Genomic DNA, 19464 nt, shown 5'->3' with positions numbered 1-19464 from the left:
ATTGAAGTTGCTGGGCGTCGGCGGAGGCGTCCGGACGTATGACACCGGTTCATGGCCTAAGACCCGTGTGATGCTTTCACCGCGCGTAGGTTTCAGATGGGATGCCAAAGGTGATAATTCCCTTATCCTGCGCGGAGGAACCGGTATTTTTGCGGGACGTGTACCGTTTGTGTGGTTGACGAACATGCCATCCAACCTGGGTGTGATCCAAAACACTGTTGAGCCGGGAAGCTACGCGGCTTCGGCTCCCTGGATTGGTGATATCCGTTTCCAGCCTGACAAATACTACTGGCTGAACAACACGCCTGAAAGTGCGAAGAATGTCTTTATTAAAACGCCACGCGCCGGATTGCCCAGTACGCTTGCGCTCGTAGACCGGGATTTCAAAATGCCGCAAATATGGAGAACGAGTTTCGGGGTCGATTACAAAATTCCTGGAACGCCATTCGCGATTACAGGTGATGTGATTTATACGAAAGACATCCAGGCGGTTTATCAGTTCGGAGCCAACCGCAAGGCAGCAACGCAAAGAATGAAATACAGTGGCGACGACCGCGAGTTCTACCCTACCACGGCATCTTACCAATATAACAGCAAAATAGGCGCTAACTCTGTGAGTGTTTTGACCAACACTTCGAAAGGGCATTCAATCAATGCAACCATTGGTTTGACCATGCAGGCCAGACGCGGATTCTACGGTTCATTGTATTACTCTCATACTACAGCTAAAACGACAACCGATAACAACGGTTCCAATGCTAGCTCGGCATGGGGAGCCACACCAAACATTAACAACCCTAACGACCTGAGCCTGTACAGTTCCGAAGGAGCACTTCCGAATAGATTGATCGGTACGGTTTCTTACCGCATTGAATATGCCAACCATCTGGCTTCTACATTTTCGTTATATTATAACGGGGCGAATCAGGGACGTCTTTCCTACACTTATAACGGGGACCTGAATGGCGATGCGATCGGTGCCGACATGTTGTATATTCCGAAGAATGCTTCCGAACTTAATTTTACTAACTCTACCGTAAGTGGCGTAACATTCAGCGCTGAGCAACAACGAAATGCTTTTGAAGCTTATATCGAAGGAAATTCTTACCTAAGCAAAAACCGCGGCAAATATGCAGCACGTAACGGCGACCTGATGCCTTGGCTCAACCGTTTCGATTTCAAGTTTTTGCAGGATATCTTCACAAACATCGGGAATTCGAAACACACATTGCAGTTAAGCCTTGATGTGATCAATGTCGGCAATCTTTTAAACTCGAAATGGGGTGTTCGTCAGGAGATTATTTCCGGTGCAAACATGCCGCTTCGCCGCGCAAGCGTGACGCCCGATGGTGTCCCTACTTTCACAATGAATGCTGTTCAGGTTGGAGGTAAAACAATATTGCCTACCAGTGTTTTCCGCGATATCACTACAACATCCACAACTTGGAGTATGTTAGTGGGGATTCGGTATTTATTTTAACCTGATCAATTTCGTTAATAAAAAGGTACCTAATACAGGTACCTTTTTTACTAATATGGATCATTCGTTTATTGAAAATTTTAATATTGTGTTGCTCTGGGCCTGTATGTCGCGTAGTTAGTTTCAATTGTTTTATAATAATAATAATTTCCGGAACAAGTGGTTGGTGAAGAGCACGATATGTCACCCAACGTCTTCTCACCTATAGAAACCTCCGTGCTGGTGTTGCCAATGGTTGCTGTATGGACAATACTGGTGGCAAAAGTCGGGTCGGTCGATTCTAAATATGTTATTTGAATGGTTGCGTTTGAGTTAGGTGTTGTAGGATTGCCATTTACGTCTGTCAACGTAATATATCCGCTAGCGTAGGAATAATCGCCTCCATTTTGATCTGGTGGATTGGCAACCCGGTTCCGAAAAACAATGCCTGCTCTGACAGGCGGATTAATGTTATTGGGATACAAAGTACGGATCGCCGTGAGGTCGCCCTCTGTAAAAATCGGATTCCGATCTGTTATGACCGCAATGAGGGTTGCCGGAGTCGAGCCATTCATAAGTGAATTCTCGTCGAGAAGAGGAGTACCGGTGATTTGTGAACAGTTTGCCTCATAGGAAGTGGTGGTGTGACATAAGCCTCGGCGTGTCCAAGCTCGTGGGCAACCATCTGCTATCTTCTATTTGCTGTAGTGCATTTTATACAAGTTGTTCCCGCATTGATATGTATAGTCGGGCCAGGTGTGCCTGAAATTGTAGGAAGAGTCCCCCATGCGGTACCACTACCGGTAAATTCATTTACAGTGATATTGGCTGCGAACGAATAATTAGTAAGATAAAAACGCAATTTGGTTCCGGTGATACTATTGTAATCTGCGATTGCATCGATGGTAGCTTGGCGTACGGTTGCCGAAATTGTGGGTGGTACATAAACATTGATGCCGCTGACATAAGAATCACTTACCAGAAACTGGAATTTAGTTTGTGTAGTTCTTTTACCGCGACTTTTAATGAATTCCTGGTATCTGTCTTTCGCATCTTTATGGCTGATACGGACATCGCCTTGAAAAATGAAATATCCGTCCTCGTACGTTACATCGCTTCCACAGGTTAATTGATCTTTGACGAAGGTGGTTAGGAGCTTGATTTCATCGTCTTGTACAGAACTTTCTTTCGAGAGAGCATTCAATGGAGACTCAGTGTCGCAAGATGACTGAAAAATTAACAGCACAAGAAATAACGTGACTGTTCTAACTAATATGTTGAGCTTTTTCATTTATCGCTGATTTGGATATAATTGAAGTATGATATTTAATAAATTACTTTCAATAATCAGCGTGACTCGGAGGGCCTCTCCATCGGGAGCGGCTTTTTTTAAATTTGATGAGATAGTCAAGTGATTTTGTAAAAATACTAAACATTAGCTTTGGTGTTTTTTTATGATTAATACTCTAAGATATATAATTATAAACATAAATGTTAACTTGGGTAATAAAATTGACAGAGTCAAATTGATAATATTTGGTTCTTGTTAAGAATTATTCGCACTAGTGATATGAAATAGTGGTGTTAACTGGATTTCGCCCGACTGATAAGAATGAATAAACCGAGAAATAAAACGAGACGAGCATGCAATGTTGCATGCTCGTCTCGTTTTTGGCTAATTAAGATCAATCCTTCTTATAAAAAATACTCTGCACCAAAATCGGATTGTCGGTGCAGATGATATCCGGCCCGCCCGAATCCCGGATTTTTTGGTATAACGGCCGTGATTCCGTCGTTTGGAGGGTGTCGATGTTGCCGTTGGTACCGAGTGAGGCTGCTATATTCATATTGTGAATGCGCTGATAAAATGAGTTATCCTGCAATTCGCGCGGGGTCAATGCGACGAGTTGCTCGAACGGCAAGCCCGATTGCTCCACCGCGTCGATATGCTCCGGGCTGTTGAAGCCAACGGCCAGCATCAGCTGCGGCGCCAGCTTATGCGCCAGTTGCGCTTCCTTCAATGAATAGCAAATCAGAACGGATTTGTAAAGGTTACCCGTCCCCTGCAACATTTTGATGGTTCGGGTAATGCTCGTCTCAGGCTTTTTATCGACGATCAGAATCAGGTTTTTGTCCGACGACCAGTTCAGCACCTCCTGGAACGTAGGAATAGGGTATTCCGTCATGGAGCCATATGGATCTTTTAGCCTCAGTTTGCCGACTTCCTTCCACTTCTTTTTGCTAAGTAGGCCCTTGCCATTGGTTTTCAATGCAAGATCGTCGTCGTGGGAGACCACCAGGAGGCTGTCGCTGGTAGCCCGGACGTCGATTTCCAGCAGCACGCACGGGACTTTGGAATAGGTGCGCTCGAATGTGGCCATGCTGTTGCCAGGGTAGCCGTCTTCGGTACCGCCCTGGTGCGCCATAATCAGCGGCGTTGTCCGTTTGCCGGGTTTCAGGTAATTTTTCAGGGCTTCGGCGTCTTTGAACCGACATTCGCCGGTTTGGGCCTGGGCAGTGTGTGAAAAGGCAGCCAGCAGCAATGCCGCGAAAACCTGCCGTGTCTGGTTTTTCATCTGGACTGAAATGTTTGATCCGGGACCTTCTCTGTTTTCAAAATCGATTCCACGCCCGCCCGGTAGCCTTCTATAATGAGCCTGGAAATATCTTCGGAGTTAAAGTGTTGCAAATCGAGGAACAATGGCGTCGATGGCCTTACTATGGTCAGCTTCATAGGCTTGCCGCGCAGGTTCGAGCGGTCGACGTACGATTCGGCCCATTGGATATTGTTGTTTACGATCTGGTTTACGGTAATGTCCCGTACACGTTCGATGAGCGTGATCAGGTTGCGGGTGTTAATGCCCTCGGGCTGGTAGAGCAGGGGCGAATGGCAGCCGATCAGCACAATTTCCGTCGCCCCGTCCTCGATCGCCTCGCGAATGGGCGCTACCTCCCGTAAACCACCGTCGAGGTAAAGCTGGCCTTCGATCTCAACCGCCGGCATCAGCATCGGTATCGACGAGCTGGCGTACACAAAATCCACATAATGCGGGTCCTTGGTGGAAACGTATTTCATTTCCCCCGTTTCGATATTGACGGCCCCGGTTTTGACCTTGACGGGCGTATTGCGGAGGTAATCGTCGTTCAAATGTTTGCGGATCAGCGAATGCAGCGGCGACGGGTCGACGATCCCGTCGAAACGGCTCATCAATGTATTCATTCCAAGCATTACGCGGGAGCGCAGCGTGGATATATCCTGAGGTTGTGTGATGTTTTTGATCCAGAATTCCAGCAACCTGCGGCCCGCGAGCGGCCAGTCCGTTTTGCCGTTCTCTGCCATTTGTTTACCGGTTTCGTTAGCCAGGAATGTGGCGTTCAATGATCCCACCGAGATTCCGTATACCATTTCCGGCTCAAAGCCGTTTTCGAGTACCGCCTGGATAACTCCTACCTGGAACGCTCCTTTCATAGATCCTCCCCCGAGGACGAGTGCTTTCATATCGACCGGTTTACGTGGTTTAGTTTAAACTTCGGCTGTCGGGCGTCGGCTTGCCGGTGTTTGCGGCCCGTCGCCTTTTTTCAATTCTAAACATTTTCGGCTTAAAATTGATGTAAACAGAAGATTTTATTCCAAATTTGAAGATCAGAGTACAGTGGGTTAAACGAACATTTTCTCAAACTCATGCCCCTGTCCGCGTCCTTTTATTATCAGGAGGGAGCTATCAGCCCTCGTACATGAATATGACCCTTTCAATAAAGGATATCCAGGCTCCTGTTGCGGATGAAATGAAAGCCTTCGAGCATAAGTTTCGCCAGTTTATGAAAAGCGACGTAATGCTTCTGGACCAGATCATGAATTACATTGTAAGGCGGAAAGGCAAACAATTGCGCCCGATGTTCGTGTTTTTGTCCGCAGGAGTTTGCGGTAATATCTCCGAGTCGACCTACCGGGGCGGCGCGATGATCGAACTGCTGCACACCGCCACACTCGTGCACGACGACGTGGTGGACGATTCCAACTACCGCCGCGGCTTTTTCTCCGTGAATGCGTTATGGAAAAATAAAATCGCGGTGCTGGTGGGCGATTACCTGCTTTCACGGGGATTATTACTTTCGGTCGATCACGAGGAATTCAAAATCCTGAAAATCGTTTCCACCGCCGTTCGCGAGCTCAGCGAAGGCGAGCTTTTGCAAATTGAAAAGGCCCGGCGGCTGGATATTAACGAAGCGGTGTATTACGAGATCATCCGCCAGAAAACCGCTTCGCTGATCGCCTCCTGCTGTGCGGTAGGTGCAAGTTCGGTAGGTGCCGCCCAGGATGTGGTCGACAAAATGCATGCATTCGGCGAGAAGGTAGGCATGGCGTTCCAGATCAAGGACGACCTTTTCGACTATGGCGAGGACGAGATCGGCAAGCCGCTGGGAATCGATATCAAGGAGAAGAAAATGACACTGCCCCTCATCTACGCGCTCAATCACGCGTCGTGGCTCGAAAAACGCCGCATTATCAATATTATCCGCAACGAAAGTCACAAACCCAACAAAGTGAACGAAGTAATCGCATTCGTGAAAGAATCGGGTGGGTTACGCTATGCGCAGGAAGTAATGGAACGGTACGTAAAGGAAGCGCTCGCAGTACTCAACGAATTCGCCGATTCACCGCATCGCCGCTCGCTGGAACAGCTCGTTCAATACACGATTGAGCGGAGTAAGTAGAATTTTGAATGAGTGCAATGAGTGAATTTGTGAATGATTGAATGAGTGAATGTGCGAATAGAAAAGGCCGGGTGTGGTCAGGTGTTGTTTTTGACAACTCATGACTATTTCTGACTCAATGACAACTTCCAGTCACTCACTCAAAATCATTCAATCATTCAATCATTCACTCATCCAATCATCCAATCATTGGCAGAAATATATAAGTAAGTATAATAACATAACTATTTTTTTAGTTATGTTTGTGTGCTCACTTAATGCTGCCTGTCATGAAAATTTTCTTCATTGTTTTTCTTCTCGCTGCGGGCCTGCAATTGGTGGCGCAGCCTGTGGTGCTGCTTCAAAAGGACGTTTCCCAAACGCTTTCGCAAAAATTGAAAGGGGAATACCAGGATGTCGAAGGCCCGGTGCATCAAAATCCGCACAGCGTACAGGCGACATTCGAAAATATCTACCGGCAAATCCTCCAAACGGATAAATTCAAGGAATACATGGCCTGGAACATGCTTTACCTGAATGCGGAGGGTAAAATCGAGTACCTCGTTTTGAGCGTTACGCGAGGCTTTCGGACAGCGGACGGGAAGAAAGAGGATATCTCTGTGGCTGATTCGCTAGCGGCGGCCGTTTCCACGCGGCTCGCCCCTTATCTCACCGATTTTGTCTCGCGCAGGACCATCGGCGCCAAAACAGCCATCGTCGTTTTCGTGAGTTTCCACACCCAGCCGACCAGGGAGCCACGTGCCAGAAAAGACAGCGTAGTGAACAGCCTGTCCGAGGCAATGGCGACGAAAGACACATTAAAAGTGAAGACATTGGCGCTTGGACAAAATTTACTTGCGGGCATTCCGGAAGTAATATACCGCTTCCCCAATTTGGAAGAGCTGTTCTTAGGAGATAACGACCTTGAAACCGTAAACCTGGACATGGCGCGCCTGCCCAAACTACGGCATCTCGACCTGAGCAAAAATATATTACGGGATAACAGCATCGCCATTAGTAAAAACAAATCGCTGAAACTCCTTAATCTGCAAATGAACCTGATTACCGACATTCCGCGGGCCGCCCGGAACTGCAAAAAGCTCGAAACGCTCTGGCTTGGCAATAACCGGATGACCGGATTGACGAACGGGAGCTTCCGAAAGCTGATAAAAGTCAAGGACGTCAACTTTTATAAAGCGGAATTGGCCGTTTTGCCCAAAGGAATCCGCAAAATGCGCGGCCTGGAAGTGCTGGATTTGTATTACAACAAATTGGAAACCCTGCCCAAATCGATTACAAAGCTGAAACGCCTGACGCATTTTGCCGTCTCGCATAACCAGCTTACCGCGTTGCCGAAGCGCATGGATAAGCTGAAAAACGTGCATACGCTTTACGCCCACCACAACCACCTGAGCAAACTTCCCGACCGCATTACCCGCATGCAGGCGTTGCACATTGTGGATCTCGGGTACAACTGGCTCACTATATTCCCTTCGGAGCTGGTGGCATTCACGAACCTGCAAGAGCTGGATTTATCATCGAACAACTTCCCGGATTTCCCGGCCCAGCTATTGCAGATCCGCAAGCTCGACAAGCTGCATTTACGCGGGAACCCTTTCCTGGGAGAGGACGCCGGGCGTAAATACAGCGAGCAGTTGAGCCAGCTCAAAAAGAAGAATATCGAAGTGTTTTATTAAAGATTCCACCAGTAGGTGAATTTCAACACGATCGCGCGGTTCTTGACCCTGAAATTTTCGGGCAGGTAGTTGTCGGTATACACAATGAAAAGGTCGGAAGCCGGCTTGTAGCGCCATTGCAGGCGCGCATTCAGGTTGATATTGTCGGCCTGGTTGTTGTACTGCATGAATGTCGTGAAAAACAGGCTGTTGGTGAACGTCACATCCACACGCGGGCCTACGAGCCAGAGTTGCGTACGTTTCCACGGCTCGGGGAGGCGGATATCGTTGTAATTGCCGGCCATGGTAATCGCCACGTAAGGTTGCACGCGGTAGCCGAGCTCGGCTTTGAGGTTATTGCGCTTGCCGTTCTGGTAATATCCGCCGAGAATACCCGATGCAAGGTATGTAAAGCGGTTCTGCGGGCCGGAAACAATATCGAAACCGACGGCTTTCCAGTTGTGCTCGGTACCGGTCGCCAGCGTCGGGCCGCCCAGGTTGGTAGGGTCGAAGGGGCGCAGCAGGCGTACATAATTGCTCGATCCCCAGACGGATACCGTAGCACGATTGATAAAGTTGAGGTTGTAGGACAATATGAACTCCCGGTCGCTCAAATCGAACTTCTTGTCCCAATACACATTGCTCACTAGTTTCGGCCCGTGGCTGATGATTTTGGGGTGTTTGATAAAAAACAGGTAACCGATGTTCGGGCTGATCTTGTAATAACCCATCCGAACGGCATTGGGTACGTAGCCCACTTCGGCATTGTAGTTCCGGCCGACATATTCGTGCTGCCATTGCCAGAAGAAGTTTGCTTTATTGAACTTCAAGTCGGCGGCGTGCGTCCAGTCGTCGGATGATTTGCCGGGTGTGAACGATTTGAGGAACATGACTTTTCCCGTCCAGAGGTTTTTCGCACTCGCCAGGTTGAACTCCGCCCCGATGTTGCGGTTATAACGGCTGGTAGCCGAATGCCTTTCGAGCGTGTAGTTGGTCGCGTCCTTATTCACGAATATGAACCGCACATTGGAACGGGCGAGGACTTGCCGCTGCAATGCGAATACGGCGTAGTTGTTATGCGGCGTCAGCGTATCGTTGGCACCGGTTTGCACGTCGAGCACGCCGATACGCCAGTTTTTGTTGAGTTTACCACTCATTCTCGCACCGAACTGGATGGGGACACCCAAACCAATGCGCCGCGAGAAGAACGGCCTTATGGTAGCGTACCCGAAATTGGCGAAAAGGTCGGCGTTTTCGAGGAAGAACTGCCGCCGCTCGGGGAAGAACAGCTCGAAACGGTCGAGGTTGGTTTGCTGCACGTCTACGTCTACCTGCGAGAAATCCGGGTTAACGGTCAGGTCGAGGTTCAACGATGGGGTAAGGCCTATTTTGACGTCTCCTCCTATGGTCGGTTTGTATTTCGTGGGAATGTCGTTCTGGTGGTCCTTCGTCATGCGCATGGCCGCATACGGGATCACCGAAATATTGGGGCCCGGCGTTGGCGGAGGTGTGTCCCACACGAGCACGCCCGTGTACGCGAGCGACGCGGACGGGAACTGCCTCGGTACGGGTGCCCACGACGATTTTTCGGAGATCGTCAGGTCCTGGCGGCTGAAATTGATGCCCCAGCGCGTGATACCCGGTTTATAGCGGATACTTTTGAAGGGGATGGCCGCTTCCCATACCCATTTGTCGTCCTCGTTCTTCACGGCGCTCACCCATTTGTTGTCCCAACTGAGGTCGACAGTACCGCCATCGCCTTGCTGGCCGTCCCAGGGTGCTCCCGCTGCATTGGCCCCGAACGAGAACCCGTTGGTCTTGTCGTCGAATGTATCCATGAAAAGCAGGAAGTTGTCGTTCTTCCCGAATGCGAAGTCGCGTTTCAGGGATTCCACGATCAGCGAACCCTTGATAGGCTTGTAGTTGATAACCAGTATGTAAAGGTTATGTTTGTCGTAGCACAGTTTCACGTCCGTCAGCGCCTTGGAAAAACTCGTATCCATCGGCGTGATCATGAAAAAGTCCTTCGCCGTTTCGGCTGCCGACCATGCGAGATCGTCGGCTACGCCATCGACTTTAACGGGCGAGACTGCCGAATGGATATGGTATTGATAGTTTTCGTTCGGTTTCTGGGCAAGGCTTTGGAAAATGATGAAACAGAAAATGAAAGGGGTTAGGATAAAGGAACGTAGCACTTGATTTTAAGAGTGTTTAGGAATATGAAAGGTTCAGGGAAACTCAATTTCTGAACCAGCGGGAATCTGCGTAGAACGTCCCGAATGGTACCAGCGAAGAAAGGAACGATAAAGCCGATTTTTTGAACGACCAGCTTTTCTCGGTTGCGACCTGAATGAGCAGGATCACAAAAAGGACGAACAGTATGCCGTGCGCCATGCCTACGACGCGCACGGCTTGCGGAAGTCCGGCGAGGTATTTGAGGGGCATTGCGATGCCCAGGAGTACGAGATAGGAAATGCCTTCGAGAAATGCGATGATGCGCAGGCGGCCTAATGCCGATTTGATCAGTTCGGATACCATAGTAAAGCAGGATTGAAAAAACATTTTACCGGCAAAGATACACATCAAGCTCCTTGTAATGCAGGAAGTTCGAAAAAGCTTTTGCCCGGAAATGTTATATTTCGCTCTGATACCGCCGATCTTACTTACCCGGCTTCCGTTACGCCTTTAAACCGCTATAATCTCCGCTGCTGCCATTTCGCCCGTGACGACCGCACCTTCCATGAAACCCTGCCAGTCGGCGAGGTGTTCGCCTGCGAAGGAAGTGTGCAAAAATGGCTTTTGTAAGGCCGGTCGCGTGGTATGCCACTGGTTCGGACCGTACATTGCGTAAGCGCCCTGAGAGATCTTGTCGGTGCCCCAATAGTAATTGGCTTGTGACTCGATGAGCTTTTTGGCTTTCGGGAAATACGGATTGAGCGTCTGCCCCAGCATTTCTTTTCGCCATGCGTCGTTCTGAGCGGAGATCAGTTCTGCTTTTTCACCGATCGTGTAGGAGATCAAAACGCCTTTTTCCGACGGTTGGTTTTTGGTAGCGTGATAAAAGTAGTGGGGCGTCTGGTCGGTGATGAGGTCGAAACTTTCATCTTTCCAGAAGCGCTTTTTGAACAAAATCGCATTTTTGTTGATCCGGGCATATTGCAGCTCGTTAATGGCCTGCATTTTCTCGGCCGGCAAGCCTGGTTCCCACTGAATGTTTTTGATCGCAAACGTCGGAATAGCGCAGATAAGCTTATCGGCCTCGAACACCCTGCCGTTTCCACAGGTTACCTTCACCGAACCTTTCTGTTCGATGCGTGCGACTGCGTGCCCGGTGAGGATATTGTCCGCTCCGATGCCTTCCGCCAGTTTTTTCGCGAGCCGGGAATTGCCCCCCTGCATTTTAAGATCCATTTCATTCTTTTCGCTGCTTTCCGCGAATGTCGACAAGGCGACAAGCGCCGAAACATGACGAATGCTTTCACCAAAGTCGGTGCTGTCGAGCAGTTCGCGAAGGACGAGGTCTTTGCCGTCGCAGCCGTTGTTGACCAGGTAACGCCACCAGTCGATGCTGTCGAGTTCGGTTTTCTGCCTTTCGTCCAGCTTTTTGTAGCCTTCCAGCAATGCTTTCATTTTCGGCTTCCAGTTATCGGAGAAATCCCAGGCGTTGGCTTTGGTGTATTGGTTTTGATAAATGAGATGGGTGTCGAACTGGTTGTTGAGCAGCGGTATCCCAAACTGATCGCACAGCGTGCGTACGCGCTGGTGCGAGTTTCCCACCCATTCGGCGCCCAGTTCCACAACCAGGTTTTCCCTTGGATCGATCGTATGGGAAAATACCCTTCCTCCGACACGGTTGCGCGATTCGAGGACCGTCAAGTCCACATTCCTTTGTTTGAGGGTATAAGCTGCGGCCAGGCCGGCAAATCCGGCGCCGATTACGATCACGCGGGTTTGTTTACCAATATAAATGCTTCCTAAAGAGCGGGTGGAAATAGCTGCGGCACCTGCAAGCAGGGCCGATTGGCGCAGGAAATCGCGCCGGGAGGTTTGTTGCGGCTTGTCCATAATGTAATGAGGTCGATTGAGTACCTCAAAACTACCGGCCTATATACGCAACTCAAATAAACCTTTAGTGAGAGGCAGGTTTACTTATTTTCTGGTATCAAAAAAGCAAAGCGGCCCCGCAATGGTAGCCGGACCGCTTTGATAATGTATTTCAAATGAATTGCTTACGCGGTTTGCACTTTCGGCTTCACCTTCGCCTTGGGTTCCTTTGGTGCGCTTTCCTTGTTACGCATTTTGACAAAATCCCTGAATCGGCGGATCGTAGCCATTACAAAGCCGATTACCAGCACGAATGTACCCAGCCACAGAATATTGATCAATGGTTTCTCGGTTGCTTTCATGACGATAAAATCGCGCTGCGTGGTATTGACACCGAATGTAAACTGGCCCGTCTGCGGGTTGATTTCGTTGAACTGGATACGCATGCCCAACTCGTCGCTCACCTCCGGCTTGCGCGCCACCATGCGATCGCGGATCACGAAGGATGGCGTTATGACGAACTCCTTGTCTTTATCGAGTACGCGAATGATTGCCTTTACAGCCGCATCGCCCGGACCGAGCTTGATACCTTCCACATCTTCGGTGCGCACGACGTTGTCGAGAATAGCCACGTAGTCGTTCACGAAGAAGGTGTCACGAAGGTTTACGGTAAAGCTCTCCGTCTGGCTCCAGACGGGCTCGGCGGTAGGGTTGGTCACCATCGAAACGTAGGTGTACAAATCCTTGTCGACCTTCCGCTGGATATCCGGTGAAGATACAATGCCGCCCATGCGCGGGTTAATCTGAACGCGCGGGAAGAGCGTGAATATCTTGCCCGAAGGCTCGCGGTATTCGATTTCGTAATAGAAGTTTTCGGGGAAAATTTCGAGCGTATCGCCTTTTTTGTTGTATTTCCGGCCATTTACCTCGATATCGCGTAATGCCACCGCGCGGAAATCGCCCTCAATGATGTCAACCCAGCTCTTGGGAATATAACCTGGAATGTGGCGCGGCTCCACCCGCACATCGCGCCATGTGAGCATATAATCGCCCATTTTCTCGGGCTTGTTGAGCCAGAGGGTAATGTTCTCCTTGTTTTCCTTGTTGTCGTTGGCTGTAAATTCCTCGCTGCGGGAAATCATCAGGCCGGAGTTATTGATCGAAACCACTTTGGTGTATGCCGACGAGAACAAAATCCCGATCAGCATCAGCGCGACACCGATGTGTGTGATCGCGCCGCCGGAGAGGTTATAGTTGCCGCGGATAATGTTGAGCAGGATATTTCCATTCGCTACGATCGCGAAAATCGCGGTGGTCAGCATGACGATATACTGAATATCGCGCACCTGTTTGAGGGTAATTACCGCCGCGCTGATCAGCAATGCCACCAATAGTGGGTTGTACAATGCCTGTAACTTGCCTTTACCGGTTTTTTTCCACCAGAAATACTGGCCTACACCGGTAAGGACGATGATCAATGCGAAGAACCAGAGCTGGAACTTGTTGTAATGCGCTACCTGGTCGGCGGGCAACGCCATGTTCAGCACCGTACCGAACGCCTCGGCGATTTTGTTATAAACCGGAATGGAAGTAGTGGCGATGATCTGGAAGCCGGAAAGGCAAAGCAAAGTAGCACCGATAAAAATCCAGAACTCCTGAGAATAGGTCGAAACCTCTTCTTCATCGCTCGGCAGCGATTTCCAGCGGTAAACCAGCAGGCCGATCGAGACGATCATGAACGTGAACAGATAGATCAGCAACTGACCGGAAAGGCCAAGGTCGGTAAACGAGTGTACCGAAGCATTGCCGAGCACGCCGCTGCGCGTCATGAATGTCGAATAAAGAACGAGAATAAATGTGGCGATTGTCAGAATGAACGACGTTTTCAGCGCCGTCGCATTCCTCCTGGCGATGATCATCACGTGCACGGCAGCCACCAAAACCAGCCAGGGCACAAAAGAGGAGTTTTCGACAGGGTCCCAGTTCCAGTAGCTACCGAAATTGAGCGTTTCGTAAGCCCAGTAAGCGCCCATTAAAATACCTACACCCAATACAAGCGCCGAAAACAGCGACCATGGTAATGCCGGGCGGATCCATTCATTGATCCTTTTGCTCCAAAGCCCCGCAATCGCGAACGAGAACGGGATCAGCGTGCTGGCGAAGCCGAGGAACAGGGTAGGAGGGTGGATCACCATCCAGTAGTTCTGCAACAACGGGTTGAGGCCGTTACCGTCTTTCGGGATGAAATCCGGGTCCATTTTGTAAACCGGCAGGTCGGGCATTACCTCTTTGAGCAGAAGGAACGGGGTCGAACCGATTTTCAGGTCAAGGCCGGGGATCACCACGCCGAGGATCATCGAAGTCAGAAATGCCTGTACCAATGCAAACACGGTCATGACCGGCGCCTCCCACGAGCGATTGGTAAAGATCAATGTCGCGCCGAGTACCACATTCCAGAAAATCCAAAGAAGGAAACTTCCTTCCTGGTCCTGCCAGAAGCTGGAAATGGTATAGCCCGTCGGCAGCGACAGCGACGAGTTTTTCCACGCGTAATGGTATTCGAAATAGTGGTTACCGATGATCCAGTAGAGCGAGAATACCACGCCGATCACGGCTGCCAAATGCACCCAGAATACGCCGCGCGCAAACTTTTTCCAGGTCTGCGTCTCTTCCACCGTTCCGCCCGCGATACCCGCCTTGAAATAGGCGAAGGTCGCCAGGATGGCCGACACGAATGCGACTATAACCAGCAGGTGCCCTGCATTTCCGATCGTACTGTGAATCATGATTGTTTCGCGGTATGTTCCGTGGTTTCCATTTTACCGTTCTCGTATTTCGACGGGCATTTCATCAGGATTTTTTCGGCAGAGAACGAGCCGTCCTGCATTTTACCTACTACGACCACCTGCTCGGATTTGTCGAAATCCTGCGGTTTCGTGTTTTTATATACCACCTTTTGTTCCACATTGTTATTGTCTACCAATGTGAAAACAAACAGGTTAGGGTCGATTTCCGGCCGGTATTCCATTTCAAGGATCTGGCCGGAAGCGTCTTTTTTGAGCTTGCCTACGACGTGAATGCTTTCATTGTCGCCATCCGCCGCCATTTCTTTGGCCTTCGTGAAATCGACGTAGGTACTTGCGTCACCGGCCGTCGAAACGATAATACCAATTGCAACCGCGATGATCACCAATCCGAATATCTGTATCTTTTTCATAGGGGCTTACTTGATATTGAGGTCTTTTTCAATCTTTTTCAACTTGGAATCGATACGGAAGAGGTTGATCGCCAATCCCGCGAAAACTACGGCCACTACCGCCACTACGACCCAGATTTTGCCGTCCGCGCGGAGCCTGTCGGCCATCTCCACGGAGGTATCGCCTGCCTGCGCGAACGCGTTGCCGCAAATGGCCAGCAAGATCAGGAGGATGAGGGAAATTCTTTTCATTGTATATATCAGTGAACTAAACCTTAACGAAAATTTGCCTTGAAACGTTTGTAGAAAGCCCAAATCGGGGCAAAATGCTCAGAGTTTGCCCGAGTTGATCAGTGCTTCTTCACGGACCCGGTTGATCTGCTTAATGCGGATGCGAAGCTCCGCAATCCACAATCCGAGCAGGATATAACCGATCACCGCCGGATAAAAAACCTTTCTGATGTTATTATCGAAATCATAAGACCCGAACGTGCTGTTGCCGCCGCTGCCGGGGTGTAACGAGTCGGTGAGGCGGGGCAGAATGTAAATGATCGGGATGAAAACGGCGAATGCGAAAATGTTATAAACCGATGAAATCCGCGCACGGCGCTGCTCGTCCTCGAAAGAGCTTCTCAGAAGCAGATAGGCGAGGTAAATCAGGATACCTACGGCCGCGCCATTCAGCTTCGGATCGTTCGGCCAGGGATCGCCCCAGGTGTAATTGGCCCAAACCGAGCCGGTCAGGCAGCCGAGTATGCCAAAGAAAATGGCCGATTTGGCTACTTCGCTGGCAATGTCGTCGTCTTTGATATTCCCTTTCATCAGGTAGCGGATCGAAAACACCATCGACAGCAGTAATAACGTGGTCATGGCGAGCCAGAGCGCTACGTGGAAATACGTATTGCGGATACTTTCATTGATAATGGCGAGGCGTGGAACGGGACCGACAAATCCCATGATGATCACATAAAAGATGATCACGACACAGAGGATTTTCCACCAGATCTTTCTCATTTAAACTAAAACTTTAAAAGTTGTGCCCTGTAACCTGCTGTTTTTCAGCTTCTCCATAAATAAGGAAAAAGCAAGTAGGAGAGCGTAATTACTATCAGATCGATCGATAATAGTGTGGTGATTTCATCGGTGCTCACCGACCAGTCGAGCCCGTCCATGGCATTTTTGGCCAAACGGATCGTCATCAGCAGCATTGGCAGGATGATCGGGAAACTGAGTACGGCCATGAGCGTGGCGCTATTGTCGGCCTTGGACGCGATGCCCGCGATGAGCGTGAGTACGGAAGCAAAACCGGTGGATGCCAGCAGGATACAAATCGAAAAGAGGCCGTTGTCCTGTATCGGGTTACCCATGACAAATGCGTAAAAAGCAAATCCCAGAACCGACAATACTGCCATTACCAATGAGTTGTAAATGATTTTGGAAATGATAATGGCCTGAGGGCTGCACAAATTGTAATAGTAAAGCAGCCGTCCGTAACGTTCCTGCGAGAAGCTTTTGGCAATGGCGTTCACAGCCGTGAAGAGCAGGATAATCCAGAACAAGGTATTCCAGACAATCGGCGTCAGCTGGTTCCGGCGGAGATTAAAGCTGAGGTAGCAAACAAACACCGTGCTGACCACATAAAGCAACATGCCGCTCAGCGCGTATTTCTGGCGCCATTCGAGTGTCACTTCTTTCCAGATCAGGGTTTTAATCTCGTTCAAGGTGATTGGTTCAGGCTGTCGGCTTTCGGCTTCCGGCCTTCATTTTGCTGTTATAATGTAACCGGCTCACGTTTTCCCCGTTATAGAGGTACTTCGTTTCGCGCTGCAAAAGTACGACACAAAGCCCGAGGGAAATAATAAAACAGTCACGATTTTGAATGATTTGGCAAACGGCAGGCACATTAGATGAAGTAAAGTTTGATTTACCGTCTGAGAGTGCTTTATTTGTACTTTAAATAAAATGAATCTAAATAAGGAACGTATGTCGGCTCGTACCGTTTCCCACCTTAAAAAGGGTGAAAAAGGCATAATCAAATCATTTACAGACCGCGCGATGTCCCTCAAACTGCTCGAAATGGGCTGTTTGCCGGGTTGCGAAGTGCGGCTGGACGCGATTGCGCCCTTCGGTGACCCGATCTGCATCAACGTCGGCGGGAATTACAGCCTGTCGTTGCGTCTGAACGAAGCCGCAGTGATTGAATTAGAGTGAAGATTGCGTTCCGCATACAGCCTCTCCATTGAAACAGGGAAATATTAAAGTTGCGCTGGTAGGTAACCCGAATGCCGGCAAGTCGACGCTATTTAACGCACTCACCGGAATGCGCCAGAAAACGGGCAATTTTCCGGGTGTGACGGTCGAGAAAAAATCAGGTACATTCCGTATTGCAGGTGCCAATGGCCATGACGACGCGCATGTGACGCTGGTCGATTTGCCGGGCACATATAGTATATATCCCAAATCGCGGGACGAAACGGTGGTGATGGACATCCTCGCGAACCCCAAGCATCCCGATTTTCCCGATGTGGTGGTGATCGTGGCGGATGCTTCCAATTTGCAACGAAACCTGCTGCTTTTCACGGAAATTAACGACCTGGGCATCCCCACGGTATTGGCATTGAACATGCTCGACGTGGCCGAAAGCATGAACCTGTCCGTGAATGCCGTGCAACTCGCCATGCAGTTGAATGTGCCCGTTGTGCGTATCAATGCGCGTACAGGCGAGGGCATGAAGGGCTTGAAGGAGGCTATCAAACAGGTTGCCGGGCGCACGGAGAAGCCGGCCTTGCAGTACTTCTATGAACCCAAGGAAAGTGAAATCGGGCTGATCAACGAGGTAAAGGAAATTCACAAGCTGGACAATGACTATGTGGCATTGCAATATGTGTGTCAGCACGATAATTTCTCGTTCCTCGAACAACCGGTAAGGGCCAGGCTGGATGCGCTGATCGAAAAATATGGTTTCGACGAGAATAATTTCCTCGCGAACGAGACCGTCGCGCGCTATGAGAAGATCAAACCGATCGTTTCCAGGGCGGTCAAATCGGAAGGCTCCGTCGAGCAGCCTTACTGGACCCGCAAGCTGGATAGCGTTCTCCTGCACCGCGTCTGGGGTTATGTCACATTCGCATTGGTATTGCTGATCGTCTTCCAGGCCATTTTCGCCTGGGCATCCTACCCGATGGACATGATCGACGCCGGCACCGCGGCCGCCATCGAATGGACGAAAAATGCATTGCCTCAGGGCGTCCTGAACGACCTCATTACCGACGGTATCATGGCCGGTATCGGGGGGCATTATCATCTTCATTCCGCAAATCGCCATTCTTTTCGCATTGGTCGCCATCCTCGAAGAATCGGGCTACATGGCCCGTGTCATGGTGATTATGGACAAACTCATGCGCCGCTTCGGGCTCAACGGACGCAGCGTGGTCCCCCTCATTTCCGGTGTGGCCTGTGCGGTGCCTGCCATCATGACCACCCGTAGCATCAGCAGCCGGTATGAACGCCTGCTCACGATCCTGGTGACCCCGCTCATGAGCTGCTCGGCCCGTCTGCCGATTTTTACCATATTAATTGCATTGGTAGTGCCGGAAACGAAGGTGCTCGGCATATTTAATATGCAGGGGATCGCATTGTTCGGACTTTACCTGCTCGGATTGCTGGGCGCATTGGGGTCGGCGTGGTTGTTGTCGCTTTTTATTCCAAGAAAAGAACCCAGCTATTTTATGCTCGAAATGCCTTCCTACAAGCTGCCACGCTGGGGGCATGTCGGTTTTATGATGTATGAAAGTGTAAAATCCTTTGTGCTCGAAGCGGGTAAAGTCATTATGGCGATATCCATTATACTTTGGGTGCTCGCATCGTACGGTCCCGGCGACAGCATGGACGTGGCGGAACAGCAGGTGGTCGCTTCCATGAATGCGGCGCCACAGGAGGAAATCGACGCTGCCGTCGCGTCAGCGCGATTGGAAAGCTCTTACGCGGGGCAATTCGGCCGTTTTATCGAGCCGGTGATCCGGCCTTTGGGTTACGACTGGAAAATCGGGATTGCATTGCTTGCGTCTTTCGCGGCACGGGAAGTGTTTGTGGGGACTATGGCGACGATTTACAGCATCAGCGGCGATACCGAGGATGTGCTTACGGTAAAACAGAGGCTTATTCAGGAGAAAAACCCTGAAACGGGCGGCCCGATGTTCACGCCGGCCGTCTGCTATTCGCTATTAATGTTCTACGTTTTCGCGATGATGTGTATGAGCACCATCGCGGTAGTTTATCGCGAGACCCACGGCTGGAAATGGCCGTTGATCCAGCTGGCGTATTTGATGACGCTGGCATACGGGGCGGCGTTTGTGGTTTATCAGGTTTTGAGTTAAAGGCGTGTTGAGTTGAAA

15 protein-coding genes and 1 pseudogene are annotated in these 19464 nt (G+C 50.0%); 5 read left to right on the top strand and 11 right to left on the bottom strand.

The features are described 5' to 3' along the window. The first annotated feature begins 1 nt into the window (after position 1). Positions 2-1480, top strand: a complete 1479-nt coding sequence (locus ABV298_RS06925; protein WP_353721424.1) for a hypothetical protein — start codon at positions 2-4, stop codon at positions 1478-1480. Positions 1481-2147: 667 nt separating this feature from the next. On the opposite strand, the gene ABV298_RS06920 is transcribed toward ABV298_RS06925, so the two are convergent. The 3 genes from ABV298_RS06920 to ABV298_RS06910 all read right to left on the bottom strand — a co-directional run bounded on the left by ABV298_RS06920 (position 2148) and on the right by ABV298_RS06910 (position 4958). Then, positions 2148-2750 carry a hypothetical protein gene (locus ABV298_RS06920; protein WP_353721423.1) on the bottom strand — a complete coding sequence of 201 codons (603 nt, stop codon included), beginning with the start codon at positions 2748-2750 and terminating at the stop codon, positions 2148-2150. Positions 2751-3144: 394 nt separating this feature from the next. Then, the gene (locus tag ABV298_RS06915) at positions 3145-4035 is read right to left on the bottom strand and encodes a glycerophosphodiester phosphodiesterase family protein (protein WP_353721422.1); all 891 of its coding nucleotides are present in this window, start codon (positions 4033-4035) and stop codon (positions 3145-3147) included. After that, positions 4032-4958: a patatin-like phospholipase family protein gene (locus ABV298_RS06910; protein WP_353721421.1), complete on the bottom strand. Its 927-nt coding sequence runs from the start codon at positions 4956-4958 to the stop codon at positions 4032-4034. Before ABV298_RS06910 ends, ABV298_RS06915 begins: the two co-directional genes overlap by 4 nt. A gap of 242 nt (positions 4959-5200) precedes the next feature. Between ABV298_RS06910 and ABV298_RS06905 the strand changes: the two genes are divergently transcribed. Both ABV298_RS06905 and ABV298_RS06900 read left to right on the top strand, forming a co-directional pair. Beyond that, positions 5201-6175, top strand: coding sequence for a polyprenyl synthetase family protein (locus ABV298_RS06905; RefSeq protein WP_353721420.1), 975 nt, complete (start codon positions 5201-5203; stop codon positions 6173-6175). A gap of 269 nt (positions 6176-6444) precedes the next feature. Then, positions 6445-7851: a leucine-rich repeat domain-containing protein gene (locus ABV298_RS06900; protein ID WP_353721419.1), complete on the top strand. Its 1407-nt coding sequence runs from the start codon at positions 6445-6447 to the stop codon at positions 7849-7851. On the opposite strand, the gene ABV298_RS06895 is transcribed toward ABV298_RS06900, so the two are convergent. The 8 genes from ABV298_RS06895 to ABV298_RS06860 all read right to left on the bottom strand — a co-directional run bounded on the left by ABV298_RS06895 (position 7848) and on the right by ABV298_RS06860 (position 16791). Further along, entirely contained in the window at positions 7848-10025 is a 2178-nt protein-coding gene (locus ABV298_RS06895) for a DUF5916 domain-containing protein (RefSeq protein WP_353721418.1), read from the bottom strand. The genes ABV298_RS06900 and ABV298_RS06895 overlap by 4 nt on opposite strands. Positions 10026-10068: 43 nt before the next feature. Next, the gene (locus ABV298_RS06890; RefSeq protein WP_353721417.1) at positions 10069-10368 is read right to left on the bottom strand and encodes a DUF3817 domain-containing protein; all 300 of its coding nucleotides are present in this window, start codon (positions 10366-10368) and stop codon (positions 10069-10071) included. Between the two features lie 147 nt (positions 10369-10515). Continuing rightward, complete coding sequence (locus ABV298_RS06885; RefSeq protein WP_353721416.1) at positions 10516-11895, bottom strand: FAD-dependent oxidoreductase; 1380 nt, start codon at positions 11893-11895, stop codon at positions 10516-10518. Between the two features lie 164 nt (positions 11896-12059). Continuing rightward, entirely contained in the window at positions 12060-14660 is a 2601-nt protein-coding gene (ccsA, locus tag ABV298_RS06880) for a cytochrome c biogenesis protein CcsA (RefSeq protein WP_353721415.1), read from the bottom strand. After that, on the bottom strand, positions 14657-15091 hold the full coding sequence (locus tag ABV298_RS06875) for a cytochrome c maturation protein CcmE (protein ID WP_353721414.1): 435 nt from the start codon (positions 15089-15091) through the stop codon (positions 14657-14659). Before ABV298_RS06875 ends, ccsA (ABV298_RS06880) begins: the two co-directional genes overlap by 4 nt. 6 nt (positions 15092-15097) lie before the next feature. Continuing rightward, positions 15098-15322 (bottom strand): CcmD family protein, encoded by a 225-nt coding sequence (locus tag ABV298_RS06870; RefSeq protein ID WP_353721413.1) that lies wholly within the window; start codon positions 15320-15322, stop codon positions 15098-15100. A 78-nt stretch (positions 15323-15400) separates the two neighbouring features. Next, the gene (gene ccsA / locus ABV298_RS06865) at positions 15401-16084 is read right to left on the bottom strand and encodes a cytochrome c biogenesis protein CcsA (RefSeq protein ID WP_353721412.1); all 684 of its coding nucleotides are present in this window, start codon (positions 16082-16084) and stop codon (positions 15401-15403) included. Positions 16085-16128: 44 nt separating this feature from the next. Beyond that, entirely contained in the window at positions 16129-16791 is a 663-nt protein-coding gene (locus ABV298_RS06860) for a heme exporter protein CcmB (protein ID WP_353721411.1), read from the bottom strand. Between the two features lie 262 nt (positions 16792-17053). Here ABV298_RS06860 and ABV298_RS06855 point away from each other — a divergent pair, with 262 nt between their 5' ends. Both ABV298_RS06855 and feoB read left to right on the top strand, forming a co-directional pair. Then, complete coding sequence (locus ABV298_RS06855) at positions 17054-17281, top strand: FeoA family protein (protein ID WP_041735487.1); 228 nt, start codon at positions 17054-17056, stop codon at positions 17279-17281. 28 nt (positions 17282-17309) lie between these two features. Continuing rightward, positions 17310-19446, top strand: a pseudogene (gene feoB / locus ABV298_RS06850) (ferrous iron transport protein B). Positions 19447-19464: the final 18 nt, after the last annotated feature.

The sequence above is a fragment of the Dyadobacter sp. 676 genome (assembly GCF_040448675.1).
Classification (GTDB): Bacteria; Bacteroidota; Bacteroidia; order Cytophagales; family Spirosomataceae; genus Dyadobacter.
The sequence above is the reverse complement of the archived record's forward strand: the minus strand, read 5'-3'. Positions and strand labels throughout refer to the sequence as shown.